The organism is Pseudomonas fluorescens (genome assembly GCF_902497855.1).
Classification (GTDB): Bacteria; Pseudomonadota; Gammaproteobacteria; order Pseudomonadales; family Pseudomonadaceae; genus Aquipseudomonas; species Aquipseudomonas fluorescens_BI.
In genome coordinates, this window is record NZ_CABVHU010000015.1 from 12,668 (window position 1) to 28,443 (window position 15,776).

The window sequence follows — 15,776 nt, forward strand, 5'->3', positions numbered from 1 at the left end:
GCTGGCTTGCCAGCGAAGGCGGCCTCAAGCCTTGCATCGCCCATGAAGACGCCTTCGCCAGCAAGCCGGCTCCTACAGGGCCCAGCTTTGAGCACAATCCATCTGTACACCGGGATCGTGTGTAGGAGCTGGCTTGCCAGCGAAGGCGGCCTCGAGCCTTGCGCCGCCCATGAAGACGCCTTCGCCAGCAAGCCGGCTCCTACACAGAAATCACCGTTTCCAACTGAATTTTCGTGGAGTGACTGACTTATGTTGAAGATTAAGGGTGAACGCCTGTGGGCGAGTCTGATGGCCATGGCCGAAATCGGCGCCACCGCCCGTGGCGGCAGTTGCCGCCTGGCCCTGAGCGATGAAGACAAGGCCGGCCGCGAACTGTTTTCCCACTGGTGCCGCGAAGCCGGCATGACCCTGAGCGTGGACGCCATCGGTAACCTGTTCGCCCGCCGGGCCGGCACCGACCCGGACGCCGCACCGGTGATGATGGGCAGTCACCTCGACACCCAGCCCGAAGGCGGCCGTTTCGATGGCGTCTACGGCGTACTCGCAGGATTGGAAGTGGTGCGTTGCCTCAACGATCTGGAAATCCGGACCCGCAAGCCGCTGGAAGTGGCGGTGTGGACCAACGAAGAAGGGGCGCGCTTCACCCCGGCGATGTTCGGCTCGGCGGTATTCACCGGGATCATGCCACTGGAGGCGGCGCTGGCGGTGCGGGACGTCGACGGCATCAGCGTCGACGACGAATTGAAGCGCACCGGTTACGCCGGCGAGCGCCCGCTGGGCGGCGCGGTGGACGCCTACTTTGAAGCGCACATCGAACAAGGGCCGATCCTCGAAGACAACGCCAAGAGTATCGGTGTGGTCAGCGGCGGCCAGGCGATTCGCTGGCTCGACGTGCGGGTCGAAGGCATGGCCGCCCACGCTGGCACCACGCCGATGCCGCTGCGCAAGGACGCCTTGTACGGCGTGGCGCGGATGATTCAGGCGATCGAAGGGTTGGCCGCTGATTTCGCCCCCGAGGGGCTGACCACGGTCGGCGAGTTGAGCATCAACAAGTCGTCGCGCAACACCATTGCGGGGCTGGTGAATTTCACCGTCGACCTGCGTCATCACCGCGATGAAGCCATCGAGGCGATGGAGCAGCAGGTGCGAGCACGACTGCAGGCGATTGCCGACGGTCGCGGACTGAATCTGACGATCACGCCGCACTGGATCAGCCCGGCCACCCCCTTCGACGCCGATTGCGTGGCGGCGGTGCAGCAGGCGGTGGATGCGCTGGGCTACGCTCAGCAATCGATTGTCAGCGGCGCCGGGCATGACGCGATTCACCTGGCGCGGTTCTGCCCGACGGCTATGGTGTTCATCCCGTGTGTCGGCGGCTTGAGCCACAACGAAGCGGAAGACGTGCTGCCCGAAGACGTGCGCCAGGGCACCGATGTGTTGCTCAACGCCGTGCTGAGCCGTGCCGGAAGAGCTGAATAAACGCAATCCCTGTGGGAGCGAGCCTGCTCGCGAATACGGAGTGTCAGCCAACATCATTGCAGGATGACACACCGCATTCGCGAGCAGGCTCGCTCCCACAGTTGAACGCACTCGGTTTCAAGATCTACGTTAACTGACAGGTATTAATCCCATGCGCAGTTTTTTCCATCCCGAACAATTGCTTCACCATCCACGCAGCTACTATTCCCGTGGGCAGATGCGCACGCCGCAGGAAGTGCCCGAGCGTGCTCAACGCCTGGTGCAGGCCTCGCGCGCCCTGGGTTTTACGGTCGAGCAACCGACCGATGCCGGGCTCGATCCGCTGCTGGCGGTCCACGGCGCGCCCTACCTGGGCTTCCTGCAGGAAGCCCATCAGCGCTGGAAGGAAATCCCCGAGGACTGGGGCGATGAAGTGATGTCGAACATTTTCGTGCGCGAGCCCAACGCCTTGCGCGGGATTCTCGCCCAGGCCGCGCGATACCTGGCGGACGGCAGTTGCCCGGTGGGCGCGCAGACCTGGCGCTCGGCCTATTGGTCGGCGCAGAGCGCTGTCGCTGGCGCCCAGGCATTGCTCGATGGCGAACCGGCCGCGTATGCCTTGTGCCGTCCGCCGGGTCATCATGCCCGGGCCGAAGCGGCGGGTGGGTTTTGCTATGTGAATAACGCGGCGGTGGCGGCGCAGGTGTTGCGCGACGGTTTTGCACGGGTCGCGGTGCTCGACACCGACATGCACCACGGGCAGGGGATCCAGGAGATCTTCTACGAGCGCGACGATGTGCTGTATGTCTCGGTGCATGGCGACCCGACCAACTTCTATCCGGGGGTGGCCGGCTTCGCCGATGAGCGTGGCAGTGGCAAGGGGGAGGGGTTCAACCTGAACCTGCCGATGGCCCATGGCGCGAGCGAGGCGCACTTCCTGGCGCAACTGGAGGTGGCGTTGGCGGCGGTGAAGGACTTCGGCGCCGAGGTGCTGGTACTGTCCCTGGGGTTCGATATTTTCGAACTGGATCCGCAGAGCAAGGTGGCGGTGACGCGGGACGGGTTTGCAGTGCTGGGCGAGCGGATTCGCAGCCTTGGGTTGCCCTGTTTGATTGTGCAGGAGGGGGGGTATCATCTGGAGAGTCTGGAGGATAATGCGCGGGCGTTTTTTGTGAATTCTGAAGTGTGGAAGATCTGAGTTTCGGGGTGTCCGGGAGGGCGCCTTCGCTGGCAAGCCAGCTCCTACAGTGGACCGGGGTGAACGCGAGATGTGTGGTCACCATTGCACCTGTAGGAGCTGGCTTGCCAGCGAAGAACGATAACGCGGTCATACTGTTGAAACACAAGTGCTGTAAGGCACTTGCCATCGCCCTTACGTTAACGTAAAGATTGCGCCAGGGCGCTGATCTTAAAAAAGCGCAGGGCGGACCGCTCCGGAGCGCTTGATGACGCTGATAAAAACAACTCCACCCAAGCCGCACCGCGAAGCGCGGCTGGCCCGGGAAAAACTCCATCTCGAGGGCGAAGTCCCGGATGGGGTGTTGCGGGCGGAAATCGATGCCTCGTGGCGACGCAGCCTCAGCCATGGCGTGCATTTCAATGCCAAGCACGAACTGGCGCTGGGATCGGGCGCGAGTCTCGACGTGCTGTTGGCGAGCAACCGCCTGCTGATCGACGCGGCATTGCCGGCGATCGATTACCTGGCCGAGCGCCAGGGCAAGGAAGGGCTGATCATCCTCGCCAATTCCGACGCCACTATCCTGGCCGTCGAAGGACGCGCCGATCGCCTCAAGGGCAGCGGCCTGCAAGACATCACCCTCGGCGCCTGCTGGAGCGAAGCCGCCCGCGGCACCAACGCCCTGGGCACCGCGCTGGTGGAAGCCCGGCCAACGATGATCGATTGCGGCGAACATTACCTCGATCGCCTGAGCGATTTCTCCTGCACTTCGGTGCCGATCCATTGCCCCCAGGGCGACATCCTCGGCGTGCTCGACCTGACCCGCGAAGGCCCGCTGGGCCGCGTCCATGACAGCACCGCGCTGCTGGCCATGGCCGTCAGCCAGATCGAAAGCCGCGTCTTCAACTCAAGCTATCCGGACGAAATCGTGCTGGCGTTCCACAGCCGTCGGCAATACCTCGAATCCCCCTGGCAAGGCCTGCTGGCGGTGAGCCTCGGCGGGCAGATTCTCGCGGTCAGTGTCCAGGCCTGCCAGTTGCTGCAGGCCGAACGTTCGGCGCTGGTCGGTCGACGCTGCGAAGAGTTTCTGGGCGTCGACGGCCTGCAACTGCTCTCGCGCCTGCATCAGGGTGGGGTCGGCAGTCTGCAGACCGCCAAAGGCGAGTTCTTCTACAAGACCCTGCGCGCGCCACAGCGCTCGATCAACGTCAGCACGCCCCCGCGCACCACCGCCAAGACCGCCAAACCGCAACCGGACCTCGAAGCCCTGGCCGGCAGCAACGTCCGTTATGCCCGCGCCTTGCGCATGGCCCGCCAAGGCCTGGCCAATGAACTGCCGGTGTTGCTGCTGGGCGAAACCGGTACCGGCAAGGAAGTCATTGCCCGTGCCTTGCACATGGCCGGCACCCGCTGCGATAAACCCTTCGTCGCGGTGAACTGCGCGGCGATCCCCGAAGGCCTGATCGAGTCGGAACTGTTCGGCTACCGCGAAGGCGCGTTCACCGGCTCCCGGCGTGGCGGCATGATCGGGCGTCTGCAACAGGCCCACGGCGGCACCTTGTTCCTCGACGAAATCGGCGACATGCCACTGGCCCTGCAGGCACGTCTGTTGCGCGTGCTACAGGACCGCAAAGTCGCCCCGCTGGGGGCTGGCGAAGAGCAAGACATCGACGTGGCACTGATCTGTGCCACCCACCGCGACCTCAAGCGCCTGGTGGAAGAAAAGCACTTCCGTGAAGACCTGTTCTACCGGGTCAACGGCATCAGCGTGATGCTCCCGGCACTGCGCGAACGGGACGATTTCAACGGCCTGGTCGCGCGCTTGCTGGCCAGGCTCGACGCGCCGACGATGCTCCTGCATGACGACCTGAGCCGCTTGCTCGGCGCCTATCACTGGCCCGGCAACATCCGCCAGCTGGAGATGGTCCTGCGCACCGCGCTGGCCATGCGTGAACCGGGCGATACGGTGCTCACCCTCGATCACTTGCCCGACAGCATGCTCGACGAGCTGACCGCCACCGAACGCCCTCAATCGGGGAGCATTCGCGAAAACGAACTGGAGCTGATTCGCCAGTCCCTGGACACTCATCAAGGCAACGTCTCGGCCGCCGCCGATGCCCTGGGCATCAGCCGCGCGACCCTGTATCGCAAACTCAAACAGTTGCGCTCGTGATGCAGCGCCTGATCGTGCGGCTGATCGACAGCCAGAACCCCGCAGCGCTGCAAGCGGCGTTGCGCTGGCTGTACAGCTTTGTACGGCCCCATCGGCTGGCGATTGCCGGGCTGCTCGGCTTGTCGGCCTGTGCCTCGGCGCTGGTGCTGGTGCAACCCTGGCTGACCAAGCTGTTGATCGACGATGGCCTGCTGGCGCGCAACTTTCCCATGCTGGTGCTGATCGCCGGGTTGATGATCCTGGCCGGGTTGCTCGGCACGCTGCTGTCGGGCATCAATCGTTACCTGCACACGCGGCTGTCCGGGCGGATTCTGTTTGCCCTGCGCGACGATCTTTATCGGCATTTGCAAACCCTGTCGCCGAACTTCTACGGCCAGCGCCGCATCGGTGACCTGATGTCGCGCCTCGATGGCGACGTCGCGGAGATCCAGCGCTTTGCCGTGGACTCGCTGTTTTCGGCGGTGTCGAGCGTGATCGGCCTGGTGGTCGCGGTGGCGATGCTGGTGACCCTGTCATGGCAACTCTCGTTGCTGGCACTGGTGCTGATTCCCCTCGACGTGCTCTGGCTGCGCTGGATGCGGCGCAAGGTCGAACGCGATGTGCGGCAGTTGCGCGAGCGCTCTGCAGATATGTCCTCGTTCATGGTCGAGACCTTGCCGGTGATGAAATTCATCCAGTCCGCCGGTCAGCAGCAGCGTGAGTCGCGACGCCTGGAAACCTTGGGCCAGGGCTATATGAGCCAGTTGCTGCGACTGCAAGTGACCGAGTTCTTTACCCAGGCGGTACCGGGCACGCTGACGTCTCTGTCACGGGCCTGCGCGTTTTTGATTGGCGGCTACTGGGTGGTGCAGGGCACCTGGCAGCTGGGTGCGCTGATCGCGTTTTCCACCTACCTGGGCATGGCGGTGGGGCCGGTGCAGAGCCTGCTGGGCCTGTATGTCGCGATTCAACGGATGACCGTCAGCCTCGGGCGGGTCATGGAGTTGCGCGGTGAAGAGCCGACGGTGCTCACACCCGTTACGCCGCAGCCGATGCCGAGCTCCGGCGAGCTGCGCTTCGACGACGTGCACTTCAGCCATCCGGGTCGCCCGACGACTTTGCGCGGCATCGAAGCGCGTATTCCCTATGGCTTGAAAGTCGCCTTGAGCGGTGGCTCCGGGGTCGGTAAATCGACCCTGATCGACCTGCTGCAACGGCACCACGATCCGCAGTCCGGCCGGGTGTTGCTGGGGGAGGTCGACTTGCGGGAGCTGGACCTGTTCCAGCTGCGGCGGCGAATTGCCGTGGTCAGTCAGGATATCGTGCTGTTCCGTGGCAGCCTCGCCGACAACCTGGCCTACGCCGTACCGGATGCCAGCCGCGAAGCGATCGCCGAAGTGGCGCGGCTGGCGCAACTCGACAGCCTGATCGCATCCTTGCCCGAAGGCCTCGACAGTCCATTGGGCGAGCGCGGCCAACAATTGTCCGGCGGGCAAAAGCAACGCATCGCCATTGCCCGGGCGTTGTTGCAGGACCCACTGATCCTGGTGCTGGACGAGGCCACCTCGGCGGTGGATGAAACCACCGAGCGCGAAGTGATCGAGGCCATCGACCGCCTGTTTGCCGGCCGTACGCGCATCCTGATCAGCCATCGCCCCTCGACCCTGGCCGATGCCGACCTGCGCTTTGAATTGCTCGACGGTGTGCTGACGTCGAAAACGGTGCCGCATGAAGCCTGAGTTGCGCATTGGCGTGGTGGACAGTGGTCACTCGGCGGTGCAGCGGGTGCAGGTGGTCGCCGGGCGGCGATTCTCGTTGCTGGAAGACGGGCTGGCGGAAAGCGATTTGCGCGACGATCCGCTCGGCCACGGCAGCGCCGTGATCGAGGCCATCGGTCGGCGGGCGCCGGCGGCAGTATTTTGCGTGGGCCAGGTGTTCGACCAGCGAGGAGTCACCAGCGCCTTGCAGATCGCCACGGCCATCGACTGGCTGGTGGCGCAGGACGTGCGCCTGATCAACCTGAGCCTGGGCCTGCGCCAGGATCGCAGCCTGTTGCGCGAAGCCTGCGCCGCGGCGGTGGCGCGGGGCATTCTGCTGTGTGCGTCCAGTCCGGCCCAGGGCGAAGGTGTGTTCCCGGCGAATTATCCACAGGTGCTGCGGGTCACCGGCGATGCGCGGTGCGCCGAATCGCAATGGTCGTGGCTCGACAGTGCCCAGGCGGATTTTGCGGCCTGTGTGCATGGGACCTATCCGGGGCAGTCCGGCGCCAGTTTGGGGTGTGCGGCCTTGAGCGGGCACATTGCCGGTTTCCTGGTGGAACATCCCGAGGCGAGCAACCAGCAAGTCATCGAATGGTTGCGCGAAAACGCTTGTTATCGCGGACCTGAACGGCGTTCCGGCCCATGACGGCGATTGTCATTCTCGGCGCCGGCCCGGCGGGAGCGGCCGTTGCGCTGGGGCTGCGGCGGCTCGGTTATCCGGTAACACTGGTCAGTGAGTGGCGCCGCTTTGCCGCGCTGGAAGGCGTTTCCGTGCGGGTGCTCGAGGCATTGCGGGGCGCGGGGCTGAATCAGGCGCTGGCGGATGCGACGTTGCCTTCCCAGCGCCAGGTGTCGTGGAACGGCCAGCAGCATGCGCAAAACATCGAATACCTAGTGGATCGCCCGAGTTTCGATCGAGGCCTGCGTGAGGACCTGCGCCTGGCGGGTGTCGAGCTGATCGAAGCCCGGGTGTTGACGGTGCACCCGTTGGCGGCGGGCCATCGGATCGAGCTCGAAGGGCGTCCGGCACTGCTGGCGGATTTTCTGGTGGAGGCCCGGGGCCGGCAGGCGCCTGCGCTTGGCAAAGGCCTGCGCGGGCCGGAGACGGTCAGCCTGCTCAATCGCTGGCAAGGTACGCCGGGCACCACCGCCAGCGCCGTGGAAAGCCTGGAGGACGGCTGGGCCTGGATGGCGCGGCGGGCCGACGGTCAGTGTTACTGGCAATGGACGGTCGACGTCGCCAGCGCCGGGTTGCCAGGCAAGGCGCAACTGCTCGATTACTGTCGTCAGCGGCGCCAGGGCTCGGCGTTGGCTCAGGCGTTTTTTGCGGCGGGGCCCGAGAACGATCTACAGCTGCATGCCCGCAGCAGCACGGCGATTCTGAGCCCGCAGGTTTGTGACGCTCACTGGATTCGCGTCGGCGATGCGGCAATGGCGGTGGACCCGCTGTCGGGCAACGGGATTTTCCAGTCCCTGTCTTCGGCGTTACAGGCCCCCACGGTGATCAACACGCTGTTGCGAAAACCTGAACGAGCGGCGCTGGCCCAACGGTTTCATCAGCAGCGGGTCGAGCAGTTGTTTTTGCGATTCGCGCGGATCGGGCGCGATTTTTATGCCGATGAGCAGCGTTGGTCCGGGCAACCGTTCTGGCAGGCGCGGCGACAGTGGCCGGATGCCGTGGTCGCCCATGCCGAGGCGGATTTCAACGCGCTGAGGATCGAGCGCGCGCCGGTGCTCAGGGAGGGCTTTGTCGATGAGGCCGAGGTGGTGATCACCGCCGATCAGCCATTGGGCATCTGGCATGTACAAGGGATCGAGTTGGCGCCGTTGGTGCGGCGGTTGCGTACCGAATCGGCGCAGCAGGCATTGGCGGGGTTAACGGTGGAGCAGGGGCGGGTGGTTCGCAGTTGGTTGCTGGCCCAGGGCTTCAAACCCTGACCGCTCCGGTGCACGCGCGGTTCGGGTCGCGCAGGCCGAGTAATCGACCCTGCCATTTGACGCTGCTATTTGACGCTCAAGGGGAGGCGCGGGTATAAACCGCGTCTCGTTGTTTTGTCGGACTTTTCCCCATGAGCTTCAGCCCTCTGATTCGCCAACTGATCGACGCCCTGCGGATTTTGCCCGGTGTCGGTCAGAAAACTGCCCAACGCATGGCGTTGCAGCTGCTCGAGCGTGATCGCAGCGGTGGCTCGCGCCTGGCCCTGGCGCTGAGCCAGGCCATGGACGGCGTGGGCCACTGCCGGCTGTGCCGCACGCTGACCGAAGACGACCTGTGCCCGCAATGCGCCGATACCCGTCGCGACGACACCTTGCTCTGCGTGGTGGAAGGGCCGATGGATGTCTATGCGGTGGAACAGACGGGCTTTCGTGGGCGCTACTTCGTGCTCAAGGGCCACCTGTCGCCGCTCGACGGCTTGGGCCCGGAGGCCATCGGTATTCCGCAACTGCTGGCGCGAATTGAAGAAGCGGGCACGTTCACCGAGGTCATCCTCGCCACCAACCCGACGGTGGAAGGTGAAGCCACGGCGCACTACATCGCCCAGTTGCTCAGCAACAAGGGGTTGATCGCCTCGCGCATCGCCCATGGCGTGCCCTTGGGGGGCGAGCTGGAACTGGTCGATGGCGGGACGTTGGCGCATTCGTTTGCGGGGCGTAAGCCGATCGCTTTGTAATCTGTGGTGTCTGGGCTGACGTCTTCGCGAGCAGGCTCGCTCCCACAGGGATTTTCTGTGTACACAACGCTCGTGTACGACCGAGATCAACTGTGGGAGCGAGCCTGCTCGCGAAGGCGTCGGTGCAGGCAACGCACTACTTATCGTCCAACGCAAACTGCGTCAGGCAAAAAGTAGGAATCCCCATATCTTCCAACCGCTGCGCCCCACCCAGCTCCGGCAGATCAATGATCGCCGCCGCCTCATGCACTCGCGCACCCATGCGCCGAATCAGGTTCGCCGCCGCTATCAGCGTACCGCCGGTGGCAATCAGGTCATCGAACATCACCACCGAATCGCCTTCACACAGGCTGTCGGCGTGGACTTCGAGGAAGGCTTCGCCGTACTCGGTCGCATACCCCTCGGACAGCACGTCGGCCGGCAGCTTGCCTTGCTTGCGGAACAACACCAGCGGCTTGTTCAACTGATAGGCCAGCACCGAACCGATCAGGAAGCCACGGGCGTCCATCGCCCCGATGTGGGTGAAATCGGCTTCGACATAACGGTGGGCGAAGCTGTCCATCACCAGGCGCAGGGCCGTGGGCGACTGGAACAATGGGGTGATGTCGCGAAAGATCACGCCCGGCTTGGGGAAGTCGATCACGGGGCGGATCAGGGATTTGATGTCGAAGGCGTCGAAGGCCATGGTCGAAGAATCCTGGCAGGCTACAAACGTTGCAGTATAACGGCGGCTGAACCCTTTCGCTCAGCCGCAAATGTTACCGTCAGCCTTCGAGCGAGCCGCCGGCCAGGGCGCACAGCTGGATCGGATCGAGGATATGAATTTCCTTGCCTTCGGCGGCGATCAGTTCGTTTTGCTGGAAGCGCGTGAACACCCGGGACACGGTTTCCACTGCCAGCCCCAGATAATTGCCGATTTCGTTGCGCGACATGCTCAGGCGGAACTGGTTGGCCGAAAAACCCCGGGCGCGAAAGCGTGCCGAGAGGTTGACCAGGAAAGTCGCAATCCGCTCATCGGCGGTTTTCTTCGACAACAGCAACATCATTTGTTGATCGTCACGAATCTCGCGGCTCATGACGCGCATCAACTGTCGGCGCAGTTGCGGCAGTTGCAGCGCCAGCTCGTCGAGGCGTTCGAACGGAATTTCACAGACCGAGGTGGTTTCCAGGGCTTGCGCCGAGACCGGGTGTTTTTCGGTGTCCATGCCCGACAAACCGACCAGTTCACTCGGCAAATGGAAACCGGTGAGCTGCTCTTCGCCGCCATCGCTCAGGCTGAAGGTCTTCAAGGCGCCGGCGCGAACTGCATAAACGGAATCGAACGTGTCGCCCTGGCGGAACAGGAACTCGCCCTTTTTCAGCGGGCGGCCACGTTTGACGATTTCGTCCAGCGCATCCATGTCTTCCAGATTCAGTGAAAGTGGCAGGCAGAGGGGGGCCAGGCTGCAATCCTTGCAATGGGCCTGGCTATGAGCGCGCAGTTTTACTGGCTCGGACATTTCTTCAATCCTTGTGGGAAAAAACACACATAAGCCGTAAGGGTAACCCACGGGAGGACATTCAGGCCAGCGCCTGGCGATTTTGCCGCAGGGTCTAGATCACCCGTGAAAATCGCTGGGGATTCTGCGCGCCCAGATAGGCGTCGAACACCATGCACACCGAACGCACCAGCAACCGACCCGCGGGCAGTACGCTGATTTTTTCGTTATCGAGTTCGATCAGGCCGTCTGCGGCCATGCTCTGCAGTTGCGGCCAAAGTTCGGCGAAATAACCTTGAAAGTCGATGTTGAAGGCGTGTTCGATCCGGGCAAATTCCAGGCTGAAGTGGCAGGTCAATTGCTGGATGACGGCGCGACGCAGACGATCATCGGCGTTGCACAGCAGACCGCGATGGGTGGCCGGTTGCGAGGAGGCCAGCGCGTTCTGATACTGAGTCAGGTCGCTGCTGTTCTGGCAGTACAGGTCGCCGATCTGGCTGATGGCCGAAACGCCCAGGCCGATCAGGTCGCAGTGACCGTGGGTGGTGTAGCCCTGGAAGTTGCGTTGCAGGGTCGATTCTTCCTGGGCAATCGCCAGTTCGTCGTCGGGCAGCGCGAAGTGATCCATGCCGATGTAGCGGTAACCGGCGGCGGTCAGCTGTTGGATGGTGCCCTGGAGCATCTCCAGCTTCTGCGCCGGGGTCGGCAGTTCGTCGCTGTTGATGCGCCGCTGGGGCATGAAGCGTTCCGGCAGGTGCGCGTAGTTGAACACCGACAGCCGGTCGGGTTGCAGCGCGATGACTTCGTCGACCGTGCGCGCGAAGTTGTCGGGCGTCTGTCTCGGCAAGCCGTAGATCAGGTCAATGTTGATCGAGCGAAATTGCAGGGTGCGGGCGGCGTCGATCACCGCGCGGGTCTGTTCCAGGCTTTGCAGGCGATTCACCGCCCGTTGCACCGCCGGATCGAGGTCCTGCAGGCCGATGCTGACCCGATTGAAGCCCAGTTCACGGAGCAGGCCCATGGTCGACCAATCGGCTTCGCGAGGGTCGATCTCGATGCCGTAGTCGCCGGAATCATCCTCGAGCAAGTTAAAGCTTTTGCGCAACCGGGCCATCAGCTGGCGCAGTTCGTCGTGACTGAGAAAAGTCGGGGTGCCACCCCCGAAATGCAACTGCTCTACTGTCTGCGCCGGGTCGAGGTGGCAGGCGATCAGCTGGATTTCCTGTTCCAGGCGCTGCAAGTAGGGCAGGGCCCGGCCGCGGTCCTTGGTGATGACTTTGTTGCAGGCGCAGTAGTAGCAAATGTTCGCGCAGAAGGGCACATGCACATAGAGCGACAACGGACGCTGGGCCTTGCGGCTGTCACGCAGGGCGTGGAACAGATCGAAGGTGCCGACATGGTCGTCGAACTGCAGGGCGGTCGGATAGGAGGTGTAGCGCGGGCCCGCCAGGTCATAGCGGCGGATCAGATCGGTGTCCCAACGAATGGCGTCGAGCATCATGCGGGCATTCCCCCGGATAGGCTGGCTGTGGTGGCGAGTCTGGGGGGCGGGGCGCAGGGGCATCTTGATTTGTATCAACGGTCGGGATGTGTGTTGGCAGTGGGGACCTCTTCGCGGGCAAGCCTCGCTCCTACAAGGGATCGCGAACTCCTGTAGGAGCGAGGCTTGCCCGCGAAGGGCGCGCCGCCGATCTAATGACCCATGAGCCAATGCTGATGCGGCCCAGGCAAGGTCCAGATACCAAACAGCATCACCAGCAACCCACCGGCCATACGCACGCTGCGCTTGCGCAACAGCGCCGTGACCCGTTCGGCCGCCAGCCCCGTGGCCAGCAGCACCGGCCAGGTGCCCAGACCGAACGCGAGCATCAGCAGCGCACTGTCCAGCGCATTGCCCTGACTTGCCGACCACAGCAGCGTGCTGTAGACCAGTCCGCAGGGCAGCCAGCCCCAGAGCGCACCCAGCAGCAGCGCGCGGGGCAGGCTCGACACCGGCAGCAACTTGTTGGCAACCGGCTGGATGTGCCGCCACAGGCCGCGACCGAGGCTTTCGATGCGGGTCAGGCCGCTCCACCACCCGGCAAGGTACAGGCCCATGGCGATCAGCAATAATCCGGCGATGACGCGCATGAACATCGCGGCCGGGCTGTTGGCCACCGCCCATCCGGCCAGTCCGATCAGCAGGCCGGCAGCGGCATAGCTGAGAATTCGTCCCAGGTTGTAGGCCAGCAGCAACCGAAAGCGTCGGCTGCGCTGTTCCTGGGGAATCGCCAAGGTCAGCGCGCCCATCAGGCCGCCGCACATCCCCAGGCAATGACCGCCCCCGAGCAGGCCGAGAATCACCGCAGACACCAACAGGGGCGCCAACTCAAGCATGCGGAGGCGCCTTGTCGTCCGGTTTGGCCGGCTGGCCGCTGGCCTCGTCGACCGCCGCCTGGTGGTTCGGGTCCTGATCGTCGAACAGGATGCTGTGGGCCGGGCCGTCCAGATCGTCGTACTGACCGCTGTCGACCGCCCAGAAGAAAATGTAGATCGCAATGGCCACGATCAGCAGCGCGGCCGGGATCATCACGTAGAGAGCTGGCATGGGTCACTCCATGCCCGCGCGGCTCAGGCCGGCAGCGGGCGGGTTTGTGGCGTGGCGCTGGCGGCAGGCGCGCTCGGCAGGCGAGTCAGGCGCAGGGCGTTCAGCACCACGGTCAACGAACTGATGGACATGCCGACCGCAGCCCATACCGGGGTGATCCAGCCGAGGGCGGCGAAGGGCAACATGAGGCCATTGTACAGCCCGGCCCACAGCAGGTTCTCGATGATTACCCGCCGAGTGCGCCGGGCCAGGCTGAAGGCTTGCACCAGTGCGTCGAGCCGGTTGGACAGCAACACCGCATCGGCACTGGTCTTCGCCAGGTCCGTCGCCGACCCCATCGCCACGCTGATGTCGGCGGCGGCCAGCACTGGCACGTCGTTGACCCCGTCACCGAGCATCAGCACCTTGCGCCCTTCCTTGTGCAGTTGTTGCAAGACCTGCAATTTATCGTCCGGACGCAAGCCGCCACGGGCTTCGTCGATGTCCAGTTCAGCCGCCACGCTGGCCACCATCGGCGAGCTGTCGCCGGACAGCAGCAACGTGCGCCAGCCGCGGGCCTTGCACGCGGCGAGCAGCGCGGGGGCGTCGCTGCGCAAACGGTCGTCGAGGACAAACCAGGCCAGCGGTCCCTGGTGGTTGCCGAGCAGCAACCATTGGCCGGCTTCATCCGGCATGGCGGGCACGGCGGCACCACTGAGTTCGCAGACAAATCCCGGTTGGCCGATACGCAAACGCTGTTCACCGACCATGCCCTGGAGGCCAAGGCCCGGCGTACTGTCGACTTCTTCAGCGGCCAGCGGCGCCCGGCCGAAAGCGCGGGCGATCGGGTGTTCGGAACGGTTTTCCAGGGCGGCGGCGAGGCTCAGGCATTGATCGCTGTCGAGCGCCCCGAGCGGGCGGATCGAGCGCAGCGCCAGGCGGCCTTCGGTGAGGGTGCCGGTCTTGTCGAAAATCACCGTGTCGATCTGGTTCAGGCCTTCCAGCACATGACCGCGCGTCAGCAACAGGCCGAGTCTATGCAGCGTTCCGGTGGCGGCGGTCAGGGCGGTCGGTGTGGCCAGGGACAAGGCGCACGGGCACGTCGCAACCAGCATCGCCAGCACGATCCAGAACGCCCGTGACGAATCCAGTTGCCACCAGACCAGACCGATGACGGCGGCGGCAATCAGCGACAGCAGCAGGAACCACTGCGCGGCGCGGTCGGCAATTTCCGCCAGCCGCGGCTTTTCGGCCTGGGCACGGTCCAGCAGGCGGACGATGGCGGACAATCGGGTGTCCTGGCCGAGGGCCAGCACTTGCACGGTCAACGCGCCCTCGACGTTCAGGGTGCCGGCGGTGACCGCATCGCCCGGCAGCCGTGACTGCGGCAGGTATTCGCCGGTGAGCAGGGATTCGTCGATGCTCGACTGGCCCTCGAGGATCTTGCCGTCGGCCGGGAGGATCGCGCCGGGATGCACCAGCACGTGATCGCCCACGCGCAGTTCGCTGAGCAGGATCCGCTCGCTCTGGCCGTCAGCGCTCAGTCGCAGGCAAGAGGCGGGCAACAGATTGACCAGCTGCGCGGTGGCGGCGGCAGTCCGCTCCCGGGCGCGGCGTTCCAGGTAGCGCCCGGCCAGCAGGAACAGCGCAAACATGCCGACGGCATCGAAGTACAGTTCGCCGACCCCGGTGATCGAGGTCCAGATTCCGGCGATATAGGCGCTGCCGATCGCCAGCGATACCGAGACGTCCATGGTCAGGTGCCGGGTACGCAGGTCGCGCATGGCGCCCTTGAAGAAGGGCGCACAGCTGTAGAACACGATCGGCGTCGTGAGGAACAGCGCGACCCAGCGCAGGATGGTGTGCAGTTCGGGGCTGAGGTCGATATTGAATTCCGGCCAGGTGGCCATGGTCGCCATCATCGCCTGGAACCACAGCAGGCCGGCGACCCCGAGCTGGCGCAGGGCCAGGCGGTTTTCACTGGCCAGTTGTTCGCTGGCGCGGTCGGCTTGATAAGGGTGTGCGGCGTAACCGATGTGGCGCAATTCGCTCAATACCCGACTCAACGGCAATTGCGCATCGGCCCAGCGTACGTGCAGGCGATGGTTGGACAGGTTCAGGCGTGCTTCGGCCACGGCCGGCAAGCCGCGCAGGTGTTTCTCGATCAGCCAGCCACAGGCGGCGCAGCTGATGCCTTCCATCAACAAGGTGGTTTCGGCGAGGTCGCCTTCGTGGCGAACGAAGGGTTGTTGCACGTCGGCGCGGTCGTACAGCGCCAGCTCGTCCACCAGTTGTACGGGCAAGGCTTCGGGGTTGGCCGAGGCTTCGCTGCGATGCTGGTAATAGCTTTCAAGGCCCCCGGCGACAATCGCCTCGGCCACGGCCTGGCAACCCGGGCAGCAGAACTCGCGGGTTTCACCGAGGACGGCAGCGGTGAAGCGGCTGCCGGCCGGGACGGGTAGGGCGCAGTGATAGCAGGGGGTAGGCGTGGTCATGAGGCGTGGTCCGATGAT

The 15,776-nt window shown here is 64.4% G+C and carries 13 protein-coding genes; 7 read left to right on the forward strand and 6 right to left on the reverse strand.

All coding sequences use genetic code 11. The annotated features are described in order from the left end of the window. Positions 1–249 precede the first annotated feature (249 nt). The 7 genes from F8N96_RS25825 to recR all read left to right on the forward strand — a co-directional run bounded on the left by F8N96_RS25825 (position 250) and on the right by recR (position 9,219). Positions 250–1,479 (forward strand): Zn-dependent hydrolase, encoded by a 1,230-nt coding sequence (locus F8N96_RS25825; protein ID WP_150800214.1) that lies wholly within the window; start codon positions 250–252, stop codon positions 1,477–1,479. A 151-nt stretch (positions 1,480–1,630) separates the two neighbouring features. Continuing rightward, positions 1,631–2,656 (forward strand): histone deacetylase family protein, encoded by a 1,026-nt coding sequence (locus tag F8N96_RS25830; protein WP_150800215.1) that lies wholly within the window; start codon positions 1,631–1,633, stop codon positions 2,654–2,656. A 247-nt stretch (positions 2,657–2,903) separates the two neighbouring features. Then, the gene (locus F8N96_RS25835; RefSeq protein ID WP_150800216.1) at positions 2,904–4,808 is read left to right on the forward strand and encodes a sigma-54-dependent Fis family transcriptional regulator; all 1,905 of its coding nucleotides are present in this window, start codon (positions 2,904–2,906) and stop codon (positions 4,806–4,808) included. Continuing rightward, positions 4,808–6,526 (forward strand): ABC transporter ATP-binding protein, encoded by a 1,719-nt coding sequence (locus F8N96_RS25840; protein WP_150800217.1) that lies wholly within the window; start codon positions 4,808–4,810, stop codon positions 6,524–6,526. Before F8N96_RS25835 ends, F8N96_RS25840 begins: the two co-directional genes overlap by 1 nt. Continuing rightward, positions 6,516–7,193, forward strand: a complete 678-nt coding sequence (locus F8N96_RS25845) for a S8 family serine peptidase (RefSeq protein WP_150800218.1) — start codon at positions 6,516–6,518, stop codon at positions 7,191–7,193. Before F8N96_RS25840 ends, F8N96_RS25845 begins: the two co-directional genes overlap by 11 nt. Then, complete coding sequence (locus tag F8N96_RS25850) at positions 7,190–8,485, forward strand: FAD-dependent monooxygenase (protein WP_150800219.1); 1,296 nt, start codon at positions 7,190–7,192, stop codon at positions 8,483–8,485. Before F8N96_RS25845 ends, F8N96_RS25850 begins: the two co-directional genes overlap by 4 nt. A 131-nt stretch (positions 8,486–8,616) precedes the next feature. After that, the gene (gene recR / locus F8N96_RS25855; protein WP_150765892.1) at positions 8,617–9,219 is read left to right on the forward strand and encodes a recombination mediator RecR; all 603 of its coding nucleotides are present in this window, start codon (positions 8,617–8,619) and stop codon (positions 9,217–9,219) included. Between the two features lie 136 nt (positions 9,220–9,355). Here recR and F8N96_RS25860 read toward each other — a convergent pair whose 3' ends face one another. The 6 genes from F8N96_RS25860 to F8N96_RS25885 form a co-directional block, all read right to left on the reverse strand. Continuing rightward, entirely contained in the window at positions 9,356–9,904 is a 549-nt protein-coding gene (locus tag F8N96_RS25860) for an adenine phosphoribosyltransferase (protein WP_150800220.1), read from the reverse strand. A gap of 79 nt (positions 9,905–9,983) precedes the next feature. Further along, on the reverse strand, positions 9,984–10,718 hold the full coding sequence (gene fnr, locus F8N96_RS25865; RefSeq protein ID WP_128869390.1) for a fumarate/nitrate reduction transcriptional regulator Fnr: 735 nt from the start codon (positions 10,716–10,718) through the stop codon (positions 9,984–9,986). Between the two features lie 94 nt (positions 10,719–10,812). Continuing rightward, positions 10,813–12,195 carry an oxygen-independent coproporphyrinogen III oxidase gene (hemN, locus tag F8N96_RS25870; RefSeq protein ID WP_150800327.1) on the reverse strand — a complete coding sequence of 461 codons (1,383 nt, stop codon included), beginning with the start codon at positions 12,193–12,195 and terminating at the stop codon, positions 10,813–10,815. A gap of 194 nt (positions 12,196–12,389) precedes the next feature. Next, positions 12,390–13,073, reverse strand: coding sequence for a sulfite exporter TauE/SafE family protein (locus tag F8N96_RS25875; RefSeq protein WP_150800221.1), 684 nt, complete (start codon positions 13,071–13,073; stop codon positions 12,390–12,392). Then, positions 13,066–13,284, reverse strand: coding sequence for a cbb3-type cytochrome oxidase assembly protein CcoS (gene ccoS / locus F8N96_RS25880; protein WP_150765888.1), 219 nt, complete (start codon positions 13,282–13,284; stop codon positions 13,066–13,068). The genes F8N96_RS25875 and ccoS overlap by 8 nt, the downstream gene beginning before the upstream one ends. A gap of 23 nt (positions 13,285–13,307) precedes the next feature. After that, positions 13,308–15,758 carry a heavy metal translocating P-type ATPase gene (locus tag F8N96_RS25885; protein WP_150800222.1) on the reverse strand — a complete coding sequence of 817 codons (2,451 nt, stop codon included), beginning with the start codon at positions 15,756–15,758 and terminating at the stop codon, positions 13,308–13,310. Positions 15,759–15,776: the final 18 nt, after the last annotated feature.

Bases quoted from the DNA above. Each gene is read 5' to 3' on its own strand.
- F8N96_RS25845 (WP_150800218.1), top strand. From the start codon at position 6,516: ATGAAGCCTGAGTTGCGCATTGGCGTGGTGGACAGTGGTCACTCGGCG.
- F8N96_RS25850 (WP_150800219.1), top strand. From the start codon at position 7,190: ATGACGGCGATTGTCATTCTCGGCGCCGGCCCGGCGGGAGCGGCCGTT.
- F8N96_RS25835 (WP_150800216.1), top strand. From the start codon at position 2,904: ATGACGCTGATAAAAACAACTCCACCCAAGCCGCACCGCGAAGCGCGG.
- F8N96_RS25885 (WP_150800222.1), bottom strand. From the start codon at position 15,758: ATGACCACGCCTACCCCCTGCTATCACTGCGCCCTACCCGTCCCGGCC.
- hemN (WP_150800327.1), bottom strand. From the start codon at position 12,195: ATGCTCGACGCCATTCGTTGGGACACCGATCTGATCCGCCGCTATGAC.
- F8N96_RS25875 (WP_150800221.1), bottom strand. From the start codon at position 13,073: ATGCTTGAGTTGGCGCCCCTGTTGGTGTCTGCGGTGATTCTCGGCCTG.
- recR (WP_150765892.1), top strand. From the start codon at position 8,617: ATGAGCTTCAGCCCTCTGATTCGCCAACTGATCGACGCCCTGCGGATT.
- F8N96_RS25860 (WP_150800220.1), bottom strand. From the start codon at position 9,904: ATGGCCTTCGACGCCTTCGACATCAAATCCCTGATCCGCCCCGTGATC.
- fnr (WP_128869390.1), bottom strand. From the start codon at position 10,718: ATGTCCGAGCCAGTAAAACTGCGCGCTCATAGCCAGGCCCATTGCAAG.
- F8N96_RS25830 (WP_150800215.1), top strand. From the start codon at position 1,631: ATGCGCAGTTTTTTCCATCCCGAACAATTGCTTCACCATCCACGCAGC.
- F8N96_RS25840 (WP_150800217.1), top strand. From the start codon at position 4,808: ATGCAGCGCCTGATCGTGCGGCTGATCGACAGCCAGAACCCCGCAGCG.
- F8N96_RS25825 (WP_150800214.1), top strand. From the start codon at position 250: ATGTTGAAGATTAAGGGTGAACGCCTGTGGGCGAGTCTGATGGCCATG.
- ccoS (WP_150765888.1), bottom strand. From the start codon at position 13,284: ATGCCAGCTCTCTACGTGATGATCCCGGCCGCGCTGCTGATCGTGGCC.